29 protein-coding genes, 1 pseudogene and 1 riboswitch are annotated in these 21139 nt (G+C 65.1%); of the genes and pseudogenes, 19 read left to right on the top strand and 11 right to left on the bottom strand.

Annotated features, from left to right (window positions below; all coding sequences use genetic code 11):
- Nucleotides 1-14: 14 nt before the first annotated feature.
- Nucleotides 15-1982, bottom strand: a complete 1968-nt coding sequence (locus H8F27_RS00580) for a cation:proton antiporter (RefSeq protein ID WP_197150171.1) — start codon at nucleotides 1980-1982, stop codon at nucleotides 15-17.
- A gap of 61 nt (nucleotides 1983-2043) precedes the next feature.
- Here H8F27_RS00580 and H8F27_RS17360 point away from each other — a divergent pair, with 61 nt between their 5' ends.
- The 3 genes from H8F27_RS17360 to H8F27_RS17350 are packed head-to-tail and all read left to right on the top strand — an operon-like array spanning nucleotide 2044 to nucleotide 4755.
- Complete coding sequence (locus tag H8F27_RS17360) at nucleotides 2044-2358, top strand: cation-transporting P-type ATPase (protein WP_231596422.1); 315 nt, start codon at nucleotides 2044-2046, stop codon at nucleotides 2356-2358.
- 45 nt (nucleotides 2359-2403) lie between these two features.
- Nucleotides 2404-4035 carry a cation-transporting P-type ATPase gene (locus H8F27_RS17355; RefSeq protein ID WP_231596421.1) on the top strand — a complete coding sequence of 544 codons (1632 nt, stop codon included), beginning with the start codon at nucleotides 2404-2406 and terminating at the stop codon, nucleotides 4033-4035.
- Nucleotides 4036-4044: 9 nt separating this feature from the next.
- Nucleotides 4045-4755, top strand: coding sequence for a cation-translocating P-type ATPase (locus tag H8F27_RS17350; protein ID WP_231596420.1), 711 nt, complete (start codon nucleotides 4045-4047; stop codon nucleotides 4753-4755).
- A gap of 107 nt (nucleotides 4756-4862) precedes the next feature.
- On the opposite strand, the gene H8F27_RS00570 is transcribed toward H8F27_RS17350, so the two are convergent.
- Nucleotides 4863-6344 carry an ammonium transporter gene (locus H8F27_RS00570; protein WP_197150161.1) on the bottom strand — a complete coding sequence of 494 codons (1482 nt, stop codon included), beginning with the start codon at nucleotides 6342-6344 and terminating at the stop codon, nucleotides 4863-4865.
- Nucleotides 6345-6725: 381 nt separating this feature from the next.
- Here H8F27_RS00570 and H8F27_RS00565 point away from each other — a divergent pair, with 381 nt between their 5' ends.
- The 5 genes from H8F27_RS00565 (at nucleotide 6726) to H8F27_RS00545 (ending at nucleotide 9923) form a co-directional block, all read left to right on the top strand.
- A complete protein-coding gene (locus H8F27_RS00565) occupies nucleotides 6726-7067 on the top strand; it encodes a P-II family nitrogen regulator (protein ID WP_197150159.1) in 342 nt (113 codons plus the stop codon).
- Nucleotides 7064-8338, top strand: coding sequence for a glutathione S-transferase (locus H8F27_RS00560; protein WP_231596419.1), 1275 nt, complete (start codon nucleotides 7064-7066; stop codon nucleotides 8336-8338). The genes H8F27_RS00565 and H8F27_RS00560 overlap by 4 nt, the downstream gene beginning before the upstream one ends.
- Before the next feature lie 6 nt (nucleotides 8339-8344).
- Nucleotides 8345-8935, top strand: coding sequence for a DUF2808 domain-containing protein (locus tag H8F27_RS00555; protein ID WP_231596418.1), 591 nt, complete (start codon nucleotides 8345-8347; stop codon nucleotides 8933-8935).
- Between the two features lie 108 nt (nucleotides 8936-9043).
- Nucleotides 9044-9628: a M23 family metallopeptidase gene (locus H8F27_RS00550; RefSeq protein ID WP_197150157.1), complete on the top strand. Its 585-nt coding sequence runs from the start codon at nucleotides 9044-9046 to the stop codon at nucleotides 9626-9628.
- A gap of 16 nt (nucleotides 9629-9644) precedes the next feature.
- On the top strand, nucleotides 9645-9923 hold the full coding sequence (locus H8F27_RS00545; protein WP_197153265.1) for a DUF427 domain-containing protein: 279 nt from the start codon (nucleotides 9645-9647) through the stop codon (nucleotides 9921-9923).
- A 36-nt stretch (nucleotides 9924-9959) separates the two neighbouring features.
- On the opposite strand, the gene H8F27_RS00540 is transcribed toward H8F27_RS00545, so the two are convergent.
- Both H8F27_RS00540 and H8F27_RS00535 read right to left on the bottom strand, forming a co-directional pair.
- Nucleotides 9960-10196: a hypothetical protein gene (locus tag H8F27_RS00540; protein WP_197150155.1), complete on the bottom strand. Its 237-nt coding sequence runs from the start codon at nucleotides 10194-10196 to the stop codon at nucleotides 9960-9962.
- A 124-nt stretch (nucleotides 10197-10320) separates the two neighbouring features.
- The gene (locus H8F27_RS00535) at nucleotides 10321-10713 is read right to left on the bottom strand and encodes a Hepatitis C virus core protein (protein WP_370594445.1); all 393 of its coding nucleotides are present in this window, start codon (nucleotides 10711-10713) and stop codon (nucleotides 10321-10323) included.
- A 63-nt stretch (nucleotides 10714-10776) separates the two neighbouring features.
- Between H8F27_RS00535 and arsS the strand changes: the two genes are divergently transcribed.
- The 4 genes from arsS (at nucleotide 10777) to H8F27_RS00515 (ending at nucleotide 13830) form a co-directional block, all read left to right on the top strand.
- A complete protein-coding gene (gene arsS / locus H8F27_RS00530; protein WP_197150144.1) occupies nucleotides 10777-11739 on the top strand; it encodes an arsenosugar biosynthesis radical SAM (seleno)protein ArsS in 963 nt (320 codons plus the stop codon).
- Nucleotides 11740-11806: 67 nt separating this feature from the next.
- A complete protein-coding gene (locus H8F27_RS00525) occupies nucleotides 11807-12370 on the top strand; it encodes a hypothetical protein (protein ID WP_231596417.1) in 564 nt (187 codons plus the stop codon).
- 48 nt (nucleotides 12371-12418) lie between these two features.
- Nucleotides 12419-12967, top strand: a complete 549-nt coding sequence (locus H8F27_RS00520; protein WP_197150128.1) for a LexA family transcriptional regulator — start codon at nucleotides 12419-12421, stop codon at nucleotides 12965-12967.
- Nucleotides 12968-13134: 167 nt separating this feature from the next.
- A complete protein-coding gene (locus H8F27_RS00515) occupies nucleotides 13135-13830 on the top strand; it encodes a phosphoribosyltransferase (protein WP_197150126.1) in 696 nt (231 codons plus the stop codon).
- Here the strand turns inward: H8F27_RS00515 and H8F27_RS00510 are convergent.
- Nucleotides 13790-14227 carry a hypothetical protein gene (locus H8F27_RS00510; protein ID WP_197150124.1) on the bottom strand — a complete coding sequence of 146 codons (438 nt, stop codon included), beginning with the start codon at nucleotides 14225-14227 and terminating at the stop codon, nucleotides 13790-13792. The two genes, H8F27_RS00515 and H8F27_RS00510, sit on opposite strands and share 41 nt — an antisense overlap.
- A 187-nt stretch (nucleotides 14228-14414) precedes the next feature.
- A riboswitch (cobalamin riboswitch) is annotated at nucleotides 14415-14562 on the top strand.
- A gap of 25 nt (nucleotides 14563-14587) precedes the next feature.
- Here H8F27_RS00510 and H8F27_RS00505 point away from each other — a divergent pair.
- From H8F27_RS00505 to H8F27_RS18130, 3 genes and pseudogenes are all read left to right on the top strand, one after another.
- A complete protein-coding gene (locus H8F27_RS00505) occupies nucleotides 14588-15208 on the top strand; it encodes a HupE/UreJ family protein (protein WP_197150122.1) in 621 nt (206 codons plus the stop codon).
- Nucleotides 15189-15377 (top strand): hypothetical protein, encoded by a 189-nt coding sequence (locus tag H8F27_RS00500; protein ID WP_231596416.1) that lies wholly within the window; start codon nucleotides 15189-15191, stop codon nucleotides 15375-15377. Before H8F27_RS00505 ends, H8F27_RS00500 begins: the two co-directional genes overlap by 20 nt.
- Nucleotides 15355-15618, top strand: a pseudogene (locus H8F27_RS18130) (hypothetical protein); the annotation flags it as partial. The gene H8F27_RS00500 and the pseudogene H8F27_RS18130, both read left to right, overlap by 23 nt.
- Here H8F27_RS18130 and H8F27_RS00495 read toward each other — a convergent pair.
- The 6 genes from H8F27_RS00495 to H8F27_RS00470 all read right to left on the bottom strand — a co-directional run bounded on the left by H8F27_RS00495 (nucleotide 15609) and on the right by H8F27_RS00470 (nucleotide 17775).
- Nucleotides 15609-16019 (bottom strand): type II toxin-antitoxin system VapC family toxin, encoded by a 411-nt coding sequence (locus H8F27_RS00495; RefSeq protein ID WP_231596707.1) that lies wholly within the window; start codon nucleotides 16017-16019, stop codon nucleotides 15609-15611. The pseudogene H8F27_RS18130 and the gene H8F27_RS00495 sit on opposite strands and share 10 nt — an antisense overlap.
- Before the next feature lie 5 nt (nucleotides 16020-16024).
- On the bottom strand, nucleotides 16025-16267 hold the full coding sequence (locus tag H8F27_RS00490) for a type II toxin-antitoxin system Phd/YefM family antitoxin (protein WP_197150115.1): 243 nt from the start codon (nucleotides 16265-16267) through the stop codon (nucleotides 16025-16027).
- Nucleotides 16268-16404: 137 nt separating this feature from the next.
- A complete protein-coding gene (locus H8F27_RS00485) occupies nucleotides 16405-16788 on the bottom strand; it encodes a type II toxin-antitoxin system VapC family toxin (protein WP_197150114.1) in 384 nt (127 codons plus the stop codon).
- The gene (locus H8F27_RS00480; RefSeq protein WP_231596415.1) at nucleotides 16788-17075 is read right to left on the bottom strand and encodes a hypothetical protein; all 288 of its coding nucleotides are present in this window, start codon (nucleotides 17073-17075) and stop codon (nucleotides 16788-16790) included. Before H8F27_RS00480 ends, H8F27_RS00485 begins: the two co-directional genes overlap by 1 nt.
- Nucleotides 17072-17560 carry a DUF3368 domain-containing protein gene (locus H8F27_RS00475; RefSeq protein ID WP_197150112.1) on the bottom strand — a complete coding sequence of 163 codons (489 nt, stop codon included), beginning with the start codon at nucleotides 17558-17560 and terminating at the stop codon, nucleotides 17072-17074. The genes H8F27_RS00480 and H8F27_RS00475 overlap by 4 nt, the downstream gene beginning before the upstream one ends.
- A complete protein-coding gene (locus tag H8F27_RS00470; RefSeq protein ID WP_197150110.1) occupies nucleotides 17524-17775 on the bottom strand; it encodes a UPF0175 family protein in 252 nt (83 codons plus the stop codon). The genes H8F27_RS00475 and H8F27_RS00470 overlap by 37 nt, the downstream gene beginning before the upstream one ends.
- A gap of 181 nt (nucleotides 17776-17956) precedes the next feature.
- On the opposite strand from H8F27_RS00470, the gene H8F27_RS00465 reads away from it, so the two are divergent.
- From H8F27_RS00465 to H8F27_RS00450, 4 genes are read left to right on the top strand one after another with little or no spacing between them, the layout of a single operon-like run.
- Complete coding sequence (locus tag H8F27_RS00465) at nucleotides 17957-18373, top strand: hypothetical protein (protein WP_197150108.1); 417 nt, start codon at nucleotides 17957-17959, stop codon at nucleotides 18371-18373.
- A gap of 19 nt (nucleotides 18374-18392) precedes the next feature.
- Entirely contained in the window at nucleotides 18393-19922 is a 1530-nt protein-coding gene (locus H8F27_RS00460; RefSeq protein WP_197150105.1) for a carboxypeptidase M32, read from the top strand.
- 27 nt (nucleotides 19923-19949) lie between these two features.
- Nucleotides 19950-20537, top strand: a complete 588-nt coding sequence (locus tag H8F27_RS00455) for an inorganic diphosphatase (protein WP_197150103.1) — start codon at nucleotides 19950-19952, stop codon at nucleotides 20535-20537.
- A 31-nt stretch (nucleotides 20538-20568) separates the two neighbouring features.
- Nucleotides 20569-21099, top strand: coding sequence for a L,D-transpeptidase (locus H8F27_RS00450; protein WP_231596414.1), 531 nt, complete (start codon nucleotides 20569-20571; stop codon nucleotides 21097-21099).
- The last annotated feature ends 40 nt before the right edge of the window (nucleotides 21100-21139 follow it).

Below are 21139 nucleotides of genomic sequence, written 5' to 3'. Positions count from 1 at the left end.
CCAACCTGGCAGGCTCAGTGGATCTGATCAGCCTCCCAGTCGCTGGGGCCAATCACAAACAACACGTCTCCCTGTTGGAAGGCCAGCTCGCCCGGCGGGTTGCCGATCGTCTCCTCCTGCCGCGTCACCGCCAGCACCGTGATTCCGTGTTGCCTGCGCAGGCCACTGGTGGCAATGGTGGTGCCGAGCAGGGGAGAGGCGGCCCCTAGCCGCAGGCTGTGGGTCGCCAGGTTGGGCACCGTCACCCGCAGGTCGTGTACTGCGGTGGCCTCCCGTGCCAGGCCACGGGTCATGCGCCGCCACTCGCCCCGCACATCGCCGATCAGGTTCTTGATGTCTTCCCGGGGTACCAGCATCCGCGCCAGCACCCTGGAGAACACCTCGATCGACACCTCCAACTCATCGGCGATCACCTCGTCGGCCCCCAGGGCCATTAGGGCCTCCACCTCGCGTAGGTAGCGGCTGCGCACCAGGATGTACGCGTCGGGGGCCACCCGCCGGCAGAGCTCCACTACCCGTCGGGCTCCGGCTGGATCGTCGATCACCACCACAATGGCTCGGGCCGCTTTGGCCTGCACCAGCTCCAGGATCGGTGGCTGGCTGGCGTCGCCGTAGTGGATCGGTTCCCCCTGGGCCCGGGCTTCCTTGACGATGCCCGCATTCACTTCCACCACCGCATAGGACACATCGCTGCGGCGGGCGGCGTGGGCCAGGTTGCGGCCCGTGACCCCGAATCCCACGATCAGGATGTGGCCGTTGTAGGTGTGGCTCGATCTGGCCGACTCCTGCAGCCGACGCGACTCCTGCAGCCGTTGCAGGGGAGTCTGGCCAAGCCATCTCGCCAGGGCTGGGCCGCTGGCCACCAGAAAGGGCGTGGCGATCATGCTGAGCACGGCCACATCCAGCACGGTTTGGAAGATGGCCTGGTTGAGCAGCCCCGCCGTCACCCCGGCCTTGGTGGCCACCAGGGAAAATTCACCCACCTGGCCCAGGGCCACCCCGGCCAGCACGGAATTGCGCAGGGGCAGCCCCACCTGTAGGGAGGCAACCGCCCCCACCAGCGGTTTTATCAGCACCACGCCGGCGGTGAGCAGGCCGATCTGCCAGGTGTGACTGAGCAGAAACCCCACGTTCAGCAACATGCCGATTGACACGAAGAACAGGCTCATCAGCACGTCCCGGAACGGCAGCATCACGGCCACGGCCTGATGGGAATAATCCGATTCCGAGAGGATGAAGCCTGCCAGGAAGGCCCCCAGGGCGAGCGATAGGCCCAGCGACTGGGTGAGCACGGCGATGCCCACACAGAGCGTGAACACTCCCAGCAGGAAGGCCTCCGAGCTGCGGGTGCGGGTGATGCGCTCCAGCACAAAGGGCACCAGCCAGCGGTAGGCGCAGAAGCCGAACGCCCCCACCAGGGCCACCTTGGCCAGCAGCAGGCCGATGGCTCCCAGGCCTGAGCTGCCACCAGTGCCCGCCAGCAGCGGTGCCATCAGCATCACCGGCACCACGCCGATGTCCTGATAGATCAGGATCGACAGCACCGAGCGGCCGTGGGGCGTCTCCAGCTCGGCCCGCTCCTGCAGCATTCTCAGCACGATCGCTGTGCTCGAGAGGGCCGCCACAAAACCCAGATAGATCATCTGCTGGGGGCTAAGGCCCGTGGGTAGCAGCAGGGCGGCCACCACGGCGGCGGTGCCGAAGAACTGCACGCTGCCACCGATCGAAAAGTACCGCTTCAGCCGGGCCAGGTCGGCGATGGAGATCTCCAGGCCGATCACAAACAGCAGCAGCACCACGCCGATCTCGGCCAGCAGCTCAATCTCGTGCAGGTTGCGCACCAGGCCGAGCAGTTCCGGCCCGGCCAGCACGCCGCCCACCAGTAGGCCGATCGCCGAAGGCAGCCGCAGCCGGTGGCACACCAGGGTTGCCAGCACCGACAGGCCGAAGATCACCACCAGATCGATCAGCAGGCTCAGCATGGGGGTGGGCGCTGGGGCAGGGCCTGTTCATGATGAAACAGCCCGCGTCACCTCTGCTTCCGTGCTGCTCTCGGCCAGCCAGCCGATCTGGTGCCTTCCCGCCGCCGCGGTGCCGGCGGCGCTGCAGACCACCCCCGAGGGCCTGGGCCAAGGGGAGGCCCAGCGGCGCTTCGAGCGGTTCGGCCCCAACCGCCTGCCGAGCCTGCGCCGCCGTTCCCTGCTACTGCGCTTTGTTGACCAGCTGGTGCACTTCATGGCCCTGCTGCTCTGGGTGGCCGGCGCCCTGGCATTTGCGGCGGGCACCCCCCAGCTCGGCTGGGCCATCTGGGCGGTGGTGTTGATCAACGGCCTGTTTTCCTTCTGGCAGGACTACTAGGCCGAGCGCACCCTCGAGGCCCTCAAGCGCTCCCTGCCTCGCCAGGTGCGGCTCTGGCGCGATGGCCTGCCCGTCCAACTCTCCGCTGAGCTTCTTGTTCCGGGCGATCGGATCCTGTTGGAGGAGGGGGATCAGGTGCCTGCCGATGCCCGCCTGATCACGGCCGTTGAGCTCAGCCTCGATCTGGCGGTGCTCACCGGTGAATCCCTGTCGGTGGCGCGCCATGCCGATCCGATTGCTGCCGGGGAGCCTGGCAAGGCGGCCGTCATTCCTACCCGTGAGCGCGCCAATCTGGTTCTGGCGGGCACCACCGTGGCCAGCGGGCGCGCCGAGGCCATCGTCTATGCCACCGGCGCCGAAACCGAGTTTGGCCACGTCGCCCACCTCACCTCTGCCACCCCCCGCGGCGTCAGCACCCTGGAGCAGCAGGTGGGGCACATCGTGCGCACCATCACCGCCATCGCCCTGGCGATGGGGGCCTTCACCTTCAGCCTCAGCCTGCTGTTTGTGGGGATGGGCCCCATGGAAAGCCTGGTTTTTGCGGTTGGGATCATCGTGGCCAACGTGCCCGAGGGCCTGCTGCCCACCGTCACCCTGGCCCTGGCCATCAACGTGCAGCGCATGGCCAGCCAGAAGGCCCTCGTGCGCAGGCTTTCGGCGGTGGAAACCCTGGGCTCGGTGAGTGTGATCTGCAGCGACAAGACCGGCACCCTCACCTGCAACCGGATGGCGGTGGAGGCCCTGTGGTTGCCCCAGGCCGGGCCTGCCAATGAGACTGGGCTGCTGGGTGAAGCATGCCTGTGCTCCAACGCTCGCCTGGATCGCAGCGGTGCTGCCGTGCGGGCCCTTGGCGATCCCACCGAGACGGCCATGTTGCTGGCCGCTTGGGCCCGCGACCCCAGCATTGAGGCTTTGCAGCGGAGCCAGCCCCGCCGCCGGGAGCTGCCCTTTGATTCCCATCGGCGCCGCATGAGCGTGATCGTGGAGAGCGATGGCGCCCTGCGGCTGATCACCAAGGGGGCCCCCCTCGAGTTGCTGGCCCACTGCTCTCCCGAGGGGCGCGCCGAGGCCATTGCCGCCAACGACGACCTGGCCGCCCGGGGCTACCGGGTGATAGCCGTGGCCCAGCGCTGCCTGGATGACAGCTTGCTGGCTGCTCCGGCGGATCTGCTGGAGAGGGAGCTCACCCTGGTGGGTCTGATTGGGCTCTATGACCCGCCCCGGCCCGAGGTGCCTGAGGCCATCCGCCAGTGCCACCAGGCCGGCATCAAGGTGACGATGGTGACCGGTGACTATGGCCTCACGGCCCAGGCCATCGCCCGCCAGATCGGCCTGCTTGATCCCGCCGCTCCTGACCAGGCCGATCCAGTGCGGGTGATCCAGGGTGACCATCTCGATCGGATCAGCGATGTGCAGCTGCGCCAGCTGCTCAAATACCGCACCCGCTTGGTGTTTGCCCGCATGGCTCCCGAGCAGAAGCTGCGGCTGGTGCAGGCCTATCGCGCCCTCGGCGAGGTGGTGGCCGTCACCGGCGATGGGGTCAACGATGCGCCGGCACTGCGGGCCGCCGATGTGGGCGTGGCCATGGGTCTGGAGGGCACCGATGTGGCTCGGGAGGCCGCCGATGTGGTGTTGCTCGACGACAATTTCGCCACGATCGTCACGGCGGTGCGCTAAGGCCGCGGTGTGGTGGCCAATATCCGCAAGTTTCTGCCCTACGTGCTGGCCAGCAACGTGGCTGAAATGGCGCCCTTTCTGGCCATGGTGACCTTCCAGATCCCGGCGGCCCTGACCGTGCTGCAGATCCTGGCGGTGGATCTGGGCACCGATCTGCTGCCAGCCCTGGGCCTGGGGGCCGAGCCCCCCGAGTCGGGCTTGATGCACCAGCCGCCCCGCCGCCGCACGGCTGCGCTGTTGGATCGTCCCCTGATGCTGCGTGCCTATCTGGTGCTTGGGCTAGCGGAAGCGGTGGTGGCCATGGGGGGCTATCTGCTCACCTGGAGGATGCACGGGCTGGGCTGGGACGAGTTGCGCCTGGCCGCTCCCCTGCTGCTGCACGGCCAGGCCGGCCCGGTGCTCACTTCCATCCAGCAGCAGGCCTCCAGTGTGGCTTTTTCCTGCATCGTGGCCGGCCAGATCGGCGCCGCACTGGCCTGCCGCAGTGAGAGGCGCTCCGCCCTGGCTGATCTGGGGCGGCGGCCATGGCTGGGCAACCCCCTTCTCATGCTAGGGGTTGGGGTGGAGGTTGGTTTCACGGCCTTGCTGCTGGGCTGGCCACCCCTTTCCGGCCAATTTGCCATGACCCCTTTCGATGCCAGGCTTGGCCCCTTGGTGTTACTGGCGCCCCTGGTGGTGATGCTGGCCGACGACCTGCGCAAACGCCGGCTGGCTGCTTAGTTCGGCATGGTCTGGAGCACTCCGCCAAATGTTTGCGCCCAATATTTCGAGCACAAAAAAGCCCGCGGTTGGCCGCGGGCTGCTGGTTGAGTGGCTTGGCTGAATCCCTACTTGGCCGCAGCGGCGAAGTCTGGATAGGCCTCCATGCCGTGTTCGCCGATGTCGAGACCCACTGTTTCTTCTTCAGCGTCAACCCGGATACCGCCAAAGAAGGCGCCGATGATTGACCAGAGAAGCAACGATGCAACGATCGTGACCACTGCATAGGCCAGGCAGCCGACAAACTGAATGCCTAGCTGGGAGAAGCCATGGCCGGTGAATAGGCCCTTGTCGGTGTTGAAAAGGCCCACCGCCAGGGTTCCCCAGATACCACAGGTTCCGTGGACGGAAAAGGCTCCGACTGGATCGTCGATTTTGAGGTTATCAATGATTGCCACCGAGAAGACGACCACGATGCCTCCGATGAAACCCATCACCCAGGCCGAAGTCATCGAAACCCCGTCGCAGCCTGCGGTGACGCTTACCAGACCGGCAAGAATGCCGTTGATGGTCATGGTGATGTCAGGTTTGCCCGGGCGCTTGTCTGGACCGAAACCCGGCAGCTGGGAGGCCAGGGTGGCGGCGATGCCACCACCTGCGGCTCCGAGGGTGGTAGTGACGGCAATAAAGGGAACTTCTGCTCCCATCGAAAGCCAGGAGCCGGGGTTGAAGCCATACCAGCCGATCCAGAGGATCAGGCAGCCCAAGGTGGCGATGGCCATGTTGTGGCCAGGAATCGCCTGGGGCTTGCCATCGATGAATTTGCCGATCCGGGGGCCAAGGATGATGGCGCCAATCAACCCAGCCCAGGCACCCATCGAGTGCACCACGGTGGAGCCGGCAAAATCGATAAATCCTAAGTTGTTTAGCCAGCCACCACCGAGCCCCGCGTCATCGGGGAAGTTCCACTGCCAGCTACCCATGATTGGGTAGATGATGCCAACCAGGAAAATGGAAAAAATTACAAATGTGGTCAGTTTGATCCGTTCCGCCACCAAACCTGAAACGATCGTGGCGGCCGTGCCAGCGAAGGCAGCCTGAAAGAGGAAATCAATGCTTGGCACCAAACTGCCATCGGTCACCATCTCAGGGGTGACGGTTGGGTCAAAGAAAGTGCCCCCGAACTTCAACCAGCCAGGAATTACCCAATCTGCGTTGTACATCAGCTTGTAGCCGATGAACCAGTAGGCGCTAACTGCTACGGCAAAGACCAGCAGGTTCTTGAAGAGAATGTTTACTGCATTCTTCTGGCGGCATAGCCCGGCTTCCACCATGGCGAAACCGGCGTTCATGAAGATCACCAGAATCGCGCTGATCAGCAGGAAGAGATTGTTGGCAAGGAATGCCGGAGTGAGCTCCGGAAGCTCGGCTGCGTGGGCTGAGAGATTGAATACACCCAGGCCAAAAAGGGCCAGGGGTACGCAGGCCAGCCAAACAAGGGAACGACTGCTGCTGAATCCGCGAATGCTGCGGAACAACATCATGGGACCTTCGGAGAGGCTGGCCTCGTGGAGGCGTCTGCGCCTCGGAGGGGTGGATGCAATGGTCATGGGCAGTTCAGAAGGACGGCTGCGCAGATGGGGGATGGTCGAAATCCCAACGTCGAGAACAATGAGCTCTCACAGGGAGATGGGATGTTCGTTTTGTTACCAAATTGCGCCCAGGCAGGGGTTCGGAGCCTCGCAGCATTGATTCGCTCTTGCCTGCAAAGTTTTTGAACAAAATCCCTAAAATGTTCGCAATGAACATTGTTTCCGAGCTACATGTGTAAAAGGCGAAATCCTGGTTCTTCGTAGCCCTTGCCCCTTGGGGCTGGGTTCGCCGATGCGGGTCTTTCACTGGGCCCGGATCCCTTGGCGGGCTTTGAATCGATTGCTACAGAAGGAGCGCCTGCTTTTCGCTAAGAACAAAACGATTGCCACTGCTAACGCGTGAAACAGATTCAAGCCATTATCCGTCCTGAAAAGCTCGAACCGGTCAAGGAGGCCCTTGTTGCTCTTGGCATCAATGGTCTGACCGTTTCATCTGTCCAGGGTTTCGGCAAGCAGATGGGCTACACCGAGGTCTACCGAGGCGTGAAAATCGAGGCGCGCCTGCTCCCCAAGATGATGATCACAACGGTTGTCACCGACTCTGCGGTGGCCGGTGTGCTCGAGGCGATTCAGGCCGCTGCCCGCACCGGCGAAGTCGGCGACGGCAAGATCACCGTCACCCCTGTGGAAAATTCCATCCGGATCCGCACCGGCGAAACTGGCGACGCCACCCTGGATTGAGCCCCCCAGCCCCTGCCCTGGCCAAACCAGGCGCTGCCTTGAGTTGGGTTGAGCTCCAGCTTCTCTCGTGCGACCAGCCGGATCCAGACCTGGGCCCTACCAACGCCCAAGCCAGCCTGCGTCTTTTTGGCCAGCCGGAGCAGGCCGTGCGGGTCACCCTCTTCCGTGACCACCATGCCTGGTGCCCCTACTGCCAGAAGGTGTGGCTCTGGCTCGAGGAAAAGCGGATCCCTTACCGGATCCGCAAAGTCACCATGTTCTGCTACGGCGACAAGGAGGCCTGGTTCAAGGGGCTGGTGCCTTCAGGCATGCTGCCCGCCCTCCAGCTCGATGGGCGCCTGATCACCGAGAGTGATCGCATCCTCGAGGCTCTGGAGCGGGCCTTCGGCAGCCTGGGGCCGGCCATGGGCGACCCCGAACTGCTCCAGTTGCGCCAGCTGGAGCGGCTGCTTTTCCGGGCCTGGTGCCAGTGGCTCTGCGCGCCGGGGCTCGGGCCTCGGCAGGAGGCTTCAGCCCAGGCCGCCTTCGCCCAAATGGCCGCTGCCTTTCAGCAGGCTCTTGAGCTGCAGCCCGGCCCCTTCCTGCTGGGGGAGCTCAGCAGCGCCGATCTGGTGTTCGTGCCCTACGTGGAGCGCATGGCGGCAAGCCTGGCTTATTACAAAGGCTTCCTGCTGCGCCGCCAGTACCCCGCCATAGACCGTTGGTTTGCTGCGCTGGAGCAGCGCCCCATCTACCTCGGCACCCAGAGCGACTTTCACACCCACGCCCACGACCTACCGCCCCAGATGGGCGGCTGCTACGCCAGTGGCTCGGAGGTCCAGCGGCAGCTGGCCGCCCGGATTGATCGGGGCCCCTGGCCGATCGAGGCGCCCGATCCGGAAACCAGCCAGGCCGAACCAGCCCACTCCGCGGCTGTGGCCCTGGGCCGGGTGTTGAAGCACCGTGCTCCGATCCTGGCCAGGAACCCAGCGGGGGCGGCGGGTTTCGATCTGCCCCTACGAACGGCCCTCACTGCCCTGATCCGGGGTGGGGCGCTGCCGCCGCCGCCCGGCAGTGCCGCCTCCCTGCGCTACCTGCGGGATCGAATCAGCGTGCCCCGCGACATGCCCCTCCATGCGGCCCGCCGCTTGCGCCAGGCCCTGGAGGCCACTGCGGCCCTGGATCCCCAGGATGGCGCTCTCCAGGGGCCGGCCATTCCCGTGGCCCACCGGCGCGACCAGGATCCCCAGCCATTTCTGCAGACCCCACCTAGGGTTTTGCCACTCGCCTGATCGTCGGTGCCGCTCCCTCCCCTCCGCCGGATTGCCCCCGGCTGGGCCCTGTCGGCTTGCCTGGGCGCCACCTACTTGAGTGCCACCTGCCTGGCCCCCGCAGCTCTGGCCTCCGCAGCTGTTGCTATGGAACTGCGGGGCTCCACCTACTTCACCAGGCCCCCCTGGAATGTGGACCTGGTGAGTTACTACACCACCGTTTGGCAAAGCCGCGCCGAGTACTACTTCACCATCAGCCTCGATCCCGAGGCCGGGGCCTCCCTCGGTGGCCTGACCATTCAGCAGACCCGCGGCGTGGACACTCGGTTTCAGTTCTTTGTCGAGCGCACCTCGGCGTTCCTCGGGCGGCCCCGCCGCCAGGGTGCCCGGGTGCCGGTCGAGGCCAGCTTTGAAAGTGATGCGCGCCGCTTCACACTCCGATTCCCCGAGCCGATTTCACCTGGGCAAACCGTCACCGTGGTGTTGAAGCCCTGGAACAATCCGGCCAGCTCAGACACCTACATGTTCCAGGTGACCGCCTTCCCAGCTGGCCCTAATCCCTCGCCAGCACCGGTGGGATTTGGCACCTTGCGCATCTACGACCCCGATTGGCCCTGAGCCATCGTCTGCCCTATGGCAAGTTGGCGCTGGTCCCTGGTGCTTCTCGTGTGGGTCGGGTTCGCCGGTCCTCCAACCCTGCGGGCCTAGGCCGAGCCGCCAGTGCCCATGCCCAAGAAGCTGCCGCTAGAGGTTGCGGTGGCGGATGTGCAGCCTGAGGGGGCGCTCGCTTCTGCCTCCCTTGCCCCGGCCTCCCCAGCCCAGTCTCTGGGGGAGGCTGCCAGGCCGCCGGCCCTGACCTATCCCCTCAAGCGCTTCGCCGCCGGCATGGACCCCTGGGGCTGGCGCTATTCCCAGCGCCGGGGCGCCTGGCGCATGCACACCGGGGTGGATCTGGCCGCCGACGAGGGCACGCCTGTGCTCGCTGCCAGCGCCGGCCGGGTGCTGCTGGTGGAGTCGATCAGTGGTTATGGCACCACCGTGCTGCTCGACCATGGTGCCGGTTGGCAAACCCTCTACGCCCACCTGCTCAGCACCAGCGTGGCGACGGGTCAGCGGCTCAGTCAGGGGGAGGTGCTGGGGGCGGTGGGCATGACGGGCTCGGCCAGTGGCCCCCACCTGCACTTTGAGCTGCGCCGCCGGGGCCCCAGTCTTCTGGCCCTCGATCCCACCCCCCACCTGCCGCCCCTGCTGCCCCCACCTGCCCTGACACAGCCTGCCTTGACGCCACTGGTTGCCACAATGATCCCCTAGTTGCGGCCAAATGCCCATGCAAGCCCAGTGGAATGGTCGGGTGATTGCCAGCAGTGATGACATCGTCACCGTGGATGGCAACGCCTACTTCCCCCTCGATTCGCTGGATTCCAGTTGTATTCGTCCTTCCAGTCACACCTCGGTGTGCGGTTGGAAGGGCACGGCCCATTACTACGACCTGGTGGTGGACGGTCAGGTGAATGCCAACGCCGTTTGGTTCTATCCGGAGCCCAAGCAGGCCGCCGCCTCCATTTTGGGCCGGGTTGCCTTCTGGAAGGGGGTGCAGGTCGGCTGATCAGTCCTCTGGCGGCTCAGCCTGGCTCAGGTGAGCTCAGCATCCTGGAAAACGCAGGGTCCGCCAGTCACCGCTGGCGGTGCTCACCTCAACGCCGATATCCACCGGCTCCTGGCTACTGCCGTAGTGCTCCTGCCACCACCCCATGCCCTCAGACCAGGCGGCATCGAGGGACTCGTAGAGATCATCAAGCACCGGGTGGGGGGCCCCCTGGCGATCCACCAGCCTGTAGTGGCGCACGTGGGTCGTGGATTGGGGACGGAAACTGGCCATGTCTAGCTTCTCTGCTCAATTGGACTAATAGGGAGATAATCGCGCCTGTGCCAGCTGAAAACTGTCACCTTGACAACATCTTCCCGTATCGCCTGCAGCTTTGGCGCCAGCGGCCCCTACGGGCTCAGATCAGGTAGCGCCTGATGCACGGCCGACACCAGAACACCAGGGCGGCAGTAGTGGCGCTCCAGAGCAGGCCAGAGAGCAGGGCCGTCACCAGCCTGCCCTCGCTCAACAGGGCCAGGCGCACGATGCCGTAAGGCAGGGCCACCGCCAGGGCCATGGCCAGGGCCACGATCGCCAGGATTTGCCCCCAGGCGCGCCATTTCAGCAGGCCGATCGAGGCCACCAGCCCCACCACCGCGGTGGGCAGCACCGCACTCGCCCCAACCACGAGATTCGGCGTGCGCCAGCTGTCGAGCAGAATCACCGCCAGGCCAACCGGTATGGCCAGGGCGTTGGCCACCAGTCCCAGCCGGGCCAGGGTGACGTAGCCGCGGGGGGGCTGCTGCAACATCGCAAACTTTGGGCAGGCGATGGACCCATCGTCGGTCATGGTGAGCGGGCAGGATGGAGCTGTTTGAAAACGCACCACCTGGCGTTTCCCCCACTCCGCCGCGGCCCCCTCACCACCCTGCAGGTGAACCTCGGCTACCGCTGCAATCAGGCCTGCAGCCACTGCCATGTGGATGCGGGGCCCACCCGCACCGAAGCGATGGATGGGGACACCCTGTCCCTGATCCCGAAGGTGCTGGCCGCCCGGGGCCTCGGCTGCCTGGACCTCACCGGTGGGGCGCCGGAGCTCCATCCCCAGTTCCGGGAGCTGGTGGTGGCGGCCCGGCGGCTGGGGGTCGAGGTGATCGATCGCTGCAACCTCACCATCCTTTCGGAGCCGGGTCAGGAGGATCTGGCCCGCTTCCTGGCAGAGCAGGGCGTCACGGTGGTGGCCTCCCTGCCCTGTTACTTGGCGGCCAACGTTGATCTTCAGCGGGGATCAGGCGTGTTTGCCCGCAGCATCGCGGCCCTGCGCCAGCTCAATGCCCTTGGCTACGGCAAGCCAGGCGGGGGGCCTGGCCTCCACCTCGTCTACAACCCCCAGGGCCCCGCCTTGCCTCCCCCCCAGGCCCAGCTGGAAGCCGATTACCGCCGGGTGCTGGCCAGCGAGCACGGGGTGGTGTTCACCAGCCTCTACGCCCTGGCCAACATGCCGATCCAGCGCTTTGCCAGCTGGCTCCAGGCGCGGGGCCAGCTGGAGCCCTACCAGGAGCTGTTGCAGACCCGCCACCGCAGCGAAAATCTCGAGCAGGTGATGTGCCGCTCCCTGATCAGCGTTGACTGGCAAGGCTGGCTGTTCGACTGTGACTTCAACCAGCAGCTGGGCCTGGTGACGGCCCCGCCCAGCCGGCCCCGGCCCCACCTGCGGGACCTCCTGGTCCACGATCCCGCCGGGGATCCGATTGCGGTGGCCGACCACTGTTTCGGCTGCACGGCCGGTGGGGGCTCCAGCTGTGCTGGTGCCCTCAGTCAGCCACCTAGTCTCTGAGATTGTTCTGGCTGATCCCGGCCACGGCTTCGGGCAGGTTCGCTTGAGCAGACCCCCTGTCATCTCTGTGCTCCTGACTTGGTTGGGGGTGTTGGCGGCGCTGCCGGCCCTGGCCCTGCAGGGGCCGGCAGCGCCGGTGGCGGTCTGCGTGGTGTCTCCCCGGGTGGAAGCGGTGCACGAGGGCGATGCCCTTGGCCTGGTGCCCACGCCCCGGCCCCAGCTGGTGGTGATTGATCCGCTGCTGGAACTTCGCATCGAACGCCAGGGCCGCCTGGTGTGGCAGCAGCGGGCGGCTGCGGGCAAAACCTTCCAGGCCCCCTTGAGCTGGCCCCTCGATCCGATCAGCCCAGGTGAGGTTGTGCTGTTGCGCCTGCGGCCCCGGCAGGCCCCCGAGGGTGCCTTTGCCCATGTGCAGCTGGTGGGTGCATCGGCCCAGCGGATGGCCAGCACCGAAGCCCTGATGCGCTCCCTCGGCCAGCGCCCGTCGGCCTGGCTTGCGGCCATCGAGACAGCCCTGGATGGGGGCGACGTGTCGTTGGCCTGGGCGCTGCTGTTCTCTCCCCGGCTGCCCGAAGCCCGTGAGCTCATGGCCCTGCGGGCCGAGGTGGTGCGCCGTGGCTGCGGCGATTGATACGGGCGTACTATTGCTGAGCTTTCGCGCTGGCGGGGTTCGGGTGCCATGGATTGCGATATCTCTAGCGATCCCTCTAGCGATCTAGCTGGTGACCTGGTTTGGCTGGGCCCCCTCTCCCAGGATCAGCCTCCCCTGCTCCTGCCCCTGGCGCTGGAGTCGGTTTCCGCGGGATTCCCCAGCCCCGCCGACGATTACGTCGAGGCCGTGATCGATCTCAATGGGGTTCTGATGCCGCGCCCCAGTTCCAGCTTCCTGATGCGCGTGGATGGTGACGCCATGCGTGGCGATGGCATCCACCACGGTGATCTGTTGGTGGTTGACCGCAGCGTGGCTCCGCGCTCAGGTTCCACAGTGGTGGCAGTGCACCAGGGTGGCTTTGTGCTGCGTCGGCTGGAAGGGCGCCCGGGCCAGTGGCGGCTGGTGGCCAGTGATGGCACCAGCCCCGCGATCGCCCTCCAGGGGGAGGATCCCGATCTGCTGATCTGGGGTGTGGTGATCCATGCGGTACATCACCTCACCAGAAGCCCTGGGAGCGCAGCCAGAGCCCCAGCAGCGCGATCGGCACAAACACGGCGCCCAGGATCTGCAGCTTGATGGTGCGGGGAGAGGGCGTTTTTTGGGGAGCCATGGAAGGGAGCAGCTAGTTGGGTCGGGGCCCCTTTTAGCTGAAGACCGGCCAGGGCGGGCTGTTGGGCGGGCGACTCAGTCGGCGACTCAGTGGGCGACAGTTCAGAATTTGGGGGGCTTTGATTCGTGGGGCGATGCAGCAGCAGCCACCTCTTTGGTCCAACCGGTATCAGGCTGGCCTGGCCCTGGCGGAGCGGTTGGGATCCAGCCATCACTGCGGCAGCGACACCAGGGTGCTGGCCCTGCCGCGGGGCGGGGTGCCAGTGGCGGTGGCCCTGGCTGGGCGGCTGCACTTGCCAGTGGCGACCTGGTCTGTGCGCAAGGTGGCGGACCCCCAATGGCCGGAGGTGGCGATCGGAGCGATCGCTGGCCAGGGGGTGGCGGTTTGGCGCAATGGGGGGGAGGCGCGGCGCCGCGAGGAGATGGCCCGCTCCCATGGGTGGCTCCAGGCTGAGGAGCTGGAGTTGGCAAGGCGTCAGCGCCTGTTTGGTGATCCGGTGGCCCAGGAGCTGCAGGCACGGGATCTGATCGTTGTTGACGATGGCATCGCCACCGGCATGACGGTGAAGGCAGCCCTGCTGGCGTTGCAGCAGGTTCAACCCCGCAGCCTCACCTTGGCCGTGCCGGTGGTGGACCGCGCGGTGGCCGGGGAGTTGGCCGACCTGGTCGACCAGCTCGAAGCGGTGGCGATCGTCGACCAGCTCGCTGCGGTGGGGATGTGGTTTGAAACGTTTAACCAGCTCAGTGATCAGGAGGTGCTCGAGCTTCTTGAGTCGGCCCGGAATCAACTCAGGCGTTCTGCTTCCACCAGCGCCAGCCCTCCAGATTGATCAGTAGGCCGAACCCGGTGAGGGCCAGCATCAGCACGATCTGATCAGGTCGGGCATCGGGTACGACGATGTCGGCGATCAGATGGGGCAGATTTGTGATGGAGTAAACGACGCTGAACCAGAAGTGGATGCGGCGCCAGGGCCGCCAGTGCCTAGCAGGCGCGGCCGCAGTATCCGCATAGGCAATCAGCACGATCGCGATTAGGGGCAGGAGAAAGTAGCCGAGCATGGCCCCAAACAAAAGGGGCAGGGCGCTGGCGGGTACGTGGCTTTCGATCTCAGGTGACTGGCCATGGAATAGCGGCATCAGCCCCAGATCCACATGGAAAAGCATGGCCAGCAACCAGGTGATCCAGAGGGTGATCAGCCGTGGGGCATGGCGGGTGCCGCTGAGCATGGCGCTATGGGATGGTTTGGGGGCTTGTTTCGGGCTGTTTGCCGCCGAAATCCTGTCATCTATCTAACAGTCGATGAAGTTCCTTAATTGCAGTAAAAACGAATCGTTTTCAATGAAACTCCGAAGCGCTTGGCAATCTCACCGATGGGTAGAGCGGGCTAATCCATCACTCCATTCGTGTCCCAACCATCCATAGTGGGGGAACGGGTCCACTGCTCCTGCAGTGGTCACAAGAGGAAAGTGCGGTGAGGGTTTTCCCAAATCCGCCGCTGTCCCGCAACTGTGAAGGGTTTGCCCCCTGAGCCAGAACACTCACCGTCATCTGCTCACCATCGTCCTCGGCGCGGACCGAGACAACCCATGAAACGCTTCACCGCCCCCCTTATCGCCACCGCAGCAGGTGCAGTCATGCTGCTGGGCACCAGTCCCGTCCTTGCCCATGGCGGCGCCGCTGGTGGGGCCATCGGTGGCTTAACCCACCCCTTGCTCGGCCTCGATCACCTGTTCATGTTGATGGCCGTGGGCACCGCCGCCGCCCTGATCTCTGCCCGCCTGCTGGTCTGGGCGCTAGCTGGGGCAGTGCTGGGCGCGGCCATCGGTCTGGCTGGCTTGAATCTTTCTTCTGCTGAAGTTGTGGCGGCACTTTCCATCTCTGCGGTGGCTGGAATGAGCCTGCTGGCAGGCAAGGCCGTCAGGACGGCCGACGCCATTGGGCCGCTCAGCATCAGGGGCGCAGGGGTTGGAGCAGTAGTTGGCTCAGGGGTTGCCATTCACGCCATGCTCCACGGCCTGGAGGCCCCGCAAGACGGCAATACCTTGATCTGGTGGAGTGGCGCCCTGCTCAGCTCTGCCCTGGTATGCGCTGGCACCTGCCTGCTCCTGAAGAAACTGCCCCCAGCCCTTACCAAGGCAGCAGCAATCACCTTGATTGCGATCGGAGGCCTACTTGCCATCGGCCAAGTTGGCCTTTTGGCCGGTTGAAGGATCCCAGGTAGATGCGGCCGCCCGGGGTGAGGCGCAGAAGGTGACGCGCCTGGGCAAATGGGTGAGCGTGGTGCTCTCGGCCGAGGACTACCAGCGGCTGCAGCACCTCGAGGTAGCCAATGCGCCATCGCTGAACGAACTGCAGCCGCCTGATCTCCCCAGTTAGCGACCGCCCCGGCCACGACCGCCGCTATGCGATCGATTCCAGCCGGATCAGCACGGAGCTGGGCTGGGATTTACACCCATTTGTGTGCGGGGCACTGGGTTACTTAGCAGCGTCTTGCGCAAAGTTCAGGTCAGAGTTCAGGTCACCCGAGACGAGCACAGTCACTCGCGCGAGTCCAGTGTGCGAGTCCAGTAATGGTTCCTGGCACCGCGCGGCCATAGCTGGCGCAAGTTACTGGTAGATGGTTATCCCTAGGTCTGCGGCTGATTGAATCAGCCGGCGATCAAAGCTGGCCAAGGTTCCACTTAGCCGGAGTGCCAAGTCCAGGTAGGTGGCGTCATAACTGGAGAGGTTATGGGAACGGGCCAGAGGGATCACCCTGGATTGGAGTTCCCTAGTGGCCTCTGCTTCCGTGCAGATCGGCAAGCCGCTGAGCCTGGCCAGGAACAGATCGCTGGCACTCGGGGCGATGACACCGCGCCGCTCGGCTACCACCAGCGCATTGGCCACTTCAAGGTGCCAGAGGCCCGGCACCCACCAGGCTTGCTCGCCACAAGCGGCCAGGAGTCTGCTGGCCCTTTCTGCATCACTGGCTTGCTCACGTTCAAATATCCAGGCCAGGGCCATGGAGGCATCAATCACGAGGGTCAATGTCGCCCCTCCGCCACGAAGCTCGCCACGTCGGCATCTCGGACGCCGCGAATCAGCGGGAGATTCTGCATCGCCTTGATGGCTAGGGCCACGCCATGGCTGGAGTGATGTTGGTGGGGCACCAAGTCGGCCACGGGCTTGCCTCGAACAGTGATCGTGAAGTGCTCGCCATGCTCCACAGCCCGCAGCAGCCGCGAGAGCTGGGATTTGGCTTCAAAGGCGCCGATGGAACGCTCCATGGTCTTTTGAATTGGTTATTTAACTAGTTTACTCAGCCGGGGAAGCGCTGCAGCACTGTCCACAAAAACGGGAGAAGTCGGTGGGGCTCACCAAGTGCTCGAACAATCTGCGGGCCCAGGATCTTCGCTGTAGACGCTCATGGGGTCATCACTTCCACGGGGCAAAGCAGGCCGGGAGCCCGCGCCGCACGGGCGTCGGCGGTGAGCAGGGTGGCTCCCAGCTGTTCGGCTAGGGCGACGTAGAGCGCGTCGTAGGCGGTGAGATTGGTACGCATTTCCCATGCCCGCGGCCATAGGTGGCGGCTGACATGTCGACGCATGCCGAGCTGCTGGCTGGTGGTCAGAGCTCGCAGGGCGTGCTGCTCAGGTATTCGACCAGCTATCACCAGGCGGCGCAGCACCGTGAGCAGCTCGGCATCAATCTGGTCTGGTGCCTGGAGATTGACATCCGCAAGCCGGGCTCGCGCAGGGCCATCGATCAACAGTGCCTCCATCAGAACCGAAGCATCCACCACCACCATCAGTGTTCAGCGCGGCTTTGGCGCAAGACCTCGAGCAGCTCGGCGGGGTCGATCTCAAAGGAGGGCAACGCTTGGAGCAGCTCGGCGTTGTCAGCACGGCGGGCTGATTCGCTGAGCTCCTGCAACGCGAAGGTGCTCAACGGCAATCCCGCGCGGCTGGCAAGCCGTTCCAGGCGTTCGGCTATGTCGTCTGGGACATAGCGGATATAGAGGGTGAGCCGCAGATGGGGACGCGCCGGGGCAAATGGGTGAACGTGGAGCTCTCGGCCGAGGGGGTGCTGGCTCAATCGCCACAGCGATCAAATACGGCCTGGATCACCGCCGGTGCAATGCGGAAATCGCTAGCATGGAGTGCTTCAAATACCTGCCGGGCTGAGGGGATCAGGCCGCGTTGGCGGGCCAAGCCGATCACGGCGGCGGTGCCGGCTACGCTGAGGCCCAGCTCCTGAGCCACGGCCCGTCCGAAGCGCTCATCGATCAGCAACAGGGCCGGGCCGTTGCGGCTCAGCGCCAGACGGATGCTGGACGCCTCCCCTTCATCGAGATCGGGCAGCTCCGGGTATGTGGAGGCAATGGCGACGGTCTGCAGCCAACCAGCCGCCAGGGCCTGCCGGATCGGGGTCTCCGTGTCGGGGTATCGGCCCGTGAGCACCTCGGCTAGCACCACCTCGGTGACCATTACTACGGTGAACAGTTGCTGCAGCCAGCTCAGCCCGCCTACGCGGGCAAGGGCGATCAGTTGGCTGGCGTCGGCGATGACGATTGCAGCCATTGCTCCAGGGTGTCGAGATCGGCGTTGGATTCAGCAGCGCTCAGGCGAATCGCCGGGATGCCGAGGCGGCCGAGGTGGGCGATGAAGCTGGCTACATCCCTCTCAGCCACACGGGCTGCACGCGCCAGCGAGAGCTCGCCATCGCGAAATAGGGCTGTGGCCAGTGCCGCTCGTACCCCCGGTGCCTGCAGCACGCCCCCCCTGCTCCAGGCCAATCAGCACCGCATCGGGATGGTCGCGATTGAGCACCACCACCGGGCTGCTGCGGGCCTGACGAAGGGCATCGGCCGGATTGTGCTTGAGCCCACTCACGCTCACAGCATGCAAGGCCCATTCCTCCAGGGATGATCGATTGCAACAGCATGCCCTCCCCCCCCCGGCCACGGCGGTGCCAGCTTGCCGATCGCTGCCTCAACCGCGATACAGCTCATCCAGTTCAGGGCTGTTGAGCAGGCTCAGCAGTCGCAGGAGTTTGCGGCGGTTGCCTGCGGAGGTGTCGAGCTGGAAGGCAAGTCGGCCTCGATCAAGTCGAGCTCGGAGTGCATCCAATTGAGCAACGCGTTGTCTCTCATCAGCTGCTCGATTTCGTTCTCGAGCTGCTTCGTTCTCTTCTTTGAGCGCTCGATCTGCATCTCGACGACGGGATCGCGCCGCCAGTTGAGTATCCGCAAAAACGAGCGGAAGGGAGACAGCAATGAGCCAGACGCCCCATTGCTGCTGGATCGGGAGCTGGCGGAGCGGGAGGGGGCTGTGGTGGGCGTGGCCCTGGGCGTGCTGATCGGCCGCTTCAGCGCCCGACGCCCCGATGATTGATTCCAGCAACCCTCCCCCCATGGCCGCAGCTGGTTCAGCCTTCGCCCAACTTCACCAGCACCTGCACCACACCCGCCTGCTGGGTTCGATCAGCAGCGCCCTCTACTACGACCAGAACACGGTGATGCCAGCGGCCGGGGCCGACTGGCGGGGAGAACAGTTGGCCCTGCTGGCTGGCGAGCTGCACGAGCGCCAGAGCAGCGCGGAATTTGCTGATCTCCTTGCCGCTGCTGAGGCCGAGCTAGGGGCCGATGGCCCGCCCGAGCGACGCCGCAACCTTGAGCTGCTGCGCCTGGAGCTGGAGCGCCAGCGCAGTCTTGACCCCCAGCTAGTCCAGGCCCTTGCCAAGGCCCAGTCCCGCGGCAATGCCATCTGGCAAGACGCGCGCGCCCGTAACGATTTTTCGGCCTTTGCCCCGGCCCTGCAGGAGCTGATTGCCCTGCGCCGCCGGCAGGCCAGCCAGCAGGTGTCCGCCGAACCAACGGCCCGCAGCCCCTGGGAAATCCTGGCCCAACCCTTTGAGCCAGACATCAGCAAAACCAGGCTGGAGCAGCTGTTTGCGCCCCTGAAAGCAGAGCTGCCGGTGCTGCTGGAGCAGGTGGCTGCCATGGGCAACCCCCAGCCCGCCGCCGATCTGCCCGAGGCTTTGCAGGAGCAGCTCTGCGCCGAACTCCTCGACAGCTGGGGCTACGACCCGCAGCGCTGCCAGCGCGCCCGCTCCGCTCACCCCTTCTCCTGCACCCTGGGTCCCCAGGACTTCCGCATCACCACCCGGGTGGTGCCAGGCCAGCCGCTCTCGGCCTTCCTGGCCACTGCGCACGAGTGGGGCCATTCGCTCTATGAGCAGGGCCTGCCTCGCGGCGATGACCACTTTTTCCCCTGGCCGCTTGGGGAGGCCACCTCGATGGGGGTGCATGAATCCCAGTCGCTCTTTTGGGAGTGCCGCGTCGCCCGCAGCCAGGCCTTCGCCGAGCGCTGGCACCGCCGTTTCCAGGCCGGTCTAGGTGCCGATCCCTGGGGAGGGGCCCGGGTCTTCTGGCGCAGCCTCAACCCGCTTGCTCCCGGCCTGATCCGGGTGGAGGCCGACGAGCTCAGCTACTGCCTCCACATCGTGCTGCGCTTTGAGCTGGAGGTGGCCCTACTCGAGCAGGACATGCCCGTGGAAGACCTCCCCCAGCAGTGGAACCAGCGGATGCAGGAGCTGCTGGGAATCCAGCCGCAGACTGACTCCGAGGGGTGTCTGCAAGATATTCATTGGGCAGAAGGTTTGTTTGGTTATTTCCCCAGTTACGCCCTCGGCCACCTGATCAGTGCCCAGCTGGCCGAGGCGATGGAGACCGATCTGGGCGGGGCCGGCGCCATTGCGGGAGCCATCGCCGCGGGCCAGGAGGAGCGGCTGCGCAGCTGGCTGGCCATGGGGGTCTGGCCCCTGGGCCGTGCGGTGAACGGGGAGGAGCTAGTTCGGCAGGTGAGCGGGCGCCCCCTCTCGGCCGAGCCATTCCTTCAATACCTCAAGTTCAAATTGGAGCTGCTCCAGGCCCCTGCATAGGATGCGCGCCGCAGATCTCCCTCCTCCATGGCGAACATCGACCACGCTCCAAGCCGCACGATGCTCAACCTGCTGCACGTGCTGCCGGCCTTTGCCGATCAGGCCGAGCTGCGGCTCAACGCGATCGTGGAGCTCAACTCGATGACGATCAATAAATACGAGTTGATCACCGAGACCGGCCACCTCAAGCTCGACCGGGTTGGTTATTCCTCCCTGGCCTATCCCTTCGCCTACGGCTGCATCCCCCGCACCTGGGATGAGGATGGCGATCCCCTCGATATCGAGATTGTCAATGTCACCGAGCCCCTGGTGCCCGGTTCCCTGGTGGAGGCCCGCATCATCGGCATCATGACCTTCGATGACGGTGGCGAGGTGGACGACAAGGTGATTGCCGTGCTCGCCGACGACAAGCGCATGGACCACATCACCAGCTACACCCAGCTCGGCGAGCAGTGGCTCAAGGAAACCACCTACTACTGGGAGCACTACAAAGATCTCAAGAAGCCCGGCACCTGCAAGGTCAATGGTTTCCTGGAGCCTGTCGAGGCGGTGCGGATCATTCAGGAGTGTGAGCAGCGCTATCTCGAAACCATTGATGCCAAATTGGTCAATTGACCTCGGGCCCCACGCCATGAACCGGGCTGGAATGCTGATCTCTCTGGTGGCACTTCCGCTGGCCCCACTCCCCCTGGCGACCGCCCCGCTCTGGGCAGCGCCGGGGCCAGCCAGCCAGCCAACTAGCCAGCCAGCACCCCAGCCAGCACCCCAACCCAGCAGCCGGGAAATTGTGCTGCAGCTGGGCCGGCGCACCATCAGCCTGCGGGATAACGGCAAGCTGATCAGCAGCTGGCCTGTTGCCATCGGCAGCCCCGGCACCCCCACTCCCCTGGGTCGCTTTGTCGTGCAGAACAAGGTGATTAACCCCAAGTACCAGAGCACCAAAAGCGGCAAGATCAATTCCACCGTGGGGCCCAATAGCCCCCTCGGGGATCGCTGGCTGGGCTTTCAGCAGAGCGGACCCAACCAATACGGGATCCATGGCACGCCGGCGGCCTGGTCGTGGACCGTGAGCTCCAGGTCTCCTGTCACCAACGGCTGCGTGCGGATGCTGCACGAGCACGTGCGCAAGCTGTTTGATCTGGTGGAGGTTGGCACCCCGGTGATCGTCCAGCGCTAATGCAGGCGGCAACGGTTTGCCTGGTTGGAAAACATTCTGG

The organism is Synechococcus sp. CBW1108, from assembly GCF_015840335.1.
Lineage (GTDB): Bacteria > Cyanobacteriota > Cyanobacteriia > PCC-6307 > Cyanobiaceae > Cyanobium_A.
The sequence above is the reverse complement of the archived record's forward strand: the minus strand, read 5'-3'. Positions and strand labels throughout refer to the sequence as shown.

What these genes read in the sequence shown, in the direction of transcription:
- H8F27_RS00580 (WP_197150171.1), bottom strand. Translation starts at nt 1,982, where the DNA reads ATGCTGAGCCTGCTGATCGATCTGGTGGTGATCTTCGGCCTGTCGGTG.
- H8F27_RS00570 (WP_197150161.1), bottom strand. Translation starts at nt 6,344, where the DNA reads ATGACCATTGCATCCACCCCTCCGAGGCGCAGACGCCTCCACGAGGCC.
- H8F27_RS00550 (WP_197150157.1), top strand. Translation starts at nt 9,044, where the DNA reads ATGCCCAAGAAGCTGCCGCTAGAGGTTGCGGTGGCGGATGTGCAGCCT.
- H8F27_RS00545 (WP_197153265.1), top strand. Translation starts at nt 9,645, where the DNA reads ATGCAAGCCCAGTGGAATGGTCGGGTGATTGCCAGCAGTGATGACATC.
- H8F27_RS00540 (WP_197150155.1), bottom strand. Translation starts at nt 10,196, where the DNA reads ATGGCCAGTTTCCGTCCCCAATCCACGACCCACGTGCGCCACTACAGG.
- H8F27_RS00535 (WP_370594445.1), bottom strand. Translation starts at nt 10,713, where the DNA reads ATGTTGCAGCAGCCCCCCCGCGGCTACGTCACCCTGGCCCGGCTGGGA.
- H8F27_RS00520 (WP_197150128.1), top strand. Translation starts at nt 12,419, where the DNA reads ATGGATTGCGATATCTCTAGCGATCCCTCTAGCGATCTAGCTGGTGAC.
- H8F27_RS00515 (WP_197150126.1), top strand. Translation starts at nt 13,135, where the DNA reads ATGCAGCAGCAGCCACCTCTTTGGTCCAACCGGTATCAGGCTGGCCTG.
- H8F27_RS00510 (WP_197150124.1), bottom strand. Translation starts at nt 14,227, where the DNA reads ATGCTCAGCGGCACCCGCCATGCCCCACGGCTGATCACCCTCTGGATC.
- H8F27_RS00505 (WP_197150122.1), top strand. Translation starts at nt 14,588, where the DNA reads ATGAAACGCTTCACCGCCCCCCTTATCGCCACCGCAGCAGGTGCAGTC.
- H8F27_RS00490 (WP_197150115.1), bottom strand. Translation starts at nt 16,267, where the DNA reads ATGGAGCGTTCCATCGGCGCCTTTGAAGCCAAATCCCAGCTCTCGCGG.
- H8F27_RS00485 (WP_197150114.1), bottom strand. Translation starts at nt 16,788, where the DNA reads ATGGTGGTGGTGGATGCTTCGGTTCTGATGGAGGCACTGTTGATCGAT.
- H8F27_RS00475 (WP_197150112.1), bottom strand. Translation starts at nt 17,560, where the DNA reads ATGGCTGCAATCGTCATCGCCGACGCCAGCCAACTGATCGCCCTTGCC.
- H8F27_RS00460 (WP_197150105.1), top strand. Translation starts at nt 18,393, where the DNA reads ATGGCCGCAGCTGGTTCAGCCTTCGCCCAACTTCACCAGCACCTGCAC.
- H8F27_RS00455 (WP_197150103.1), top strand. Translation starts at nt 19,950, where the DNA reads ATGGCGAACATCGACCACGCTCCAAGCCGCACGATGCTCAACCTGCTG.
- H8F27_RS00450 (WP_231596414.1), top strand. Translation starts at nt 20,569, where the DNA reads ATGCTGATCTCTCTGGTGGCACTTCCGCTGGCCCCACTCCCCCTGGCG.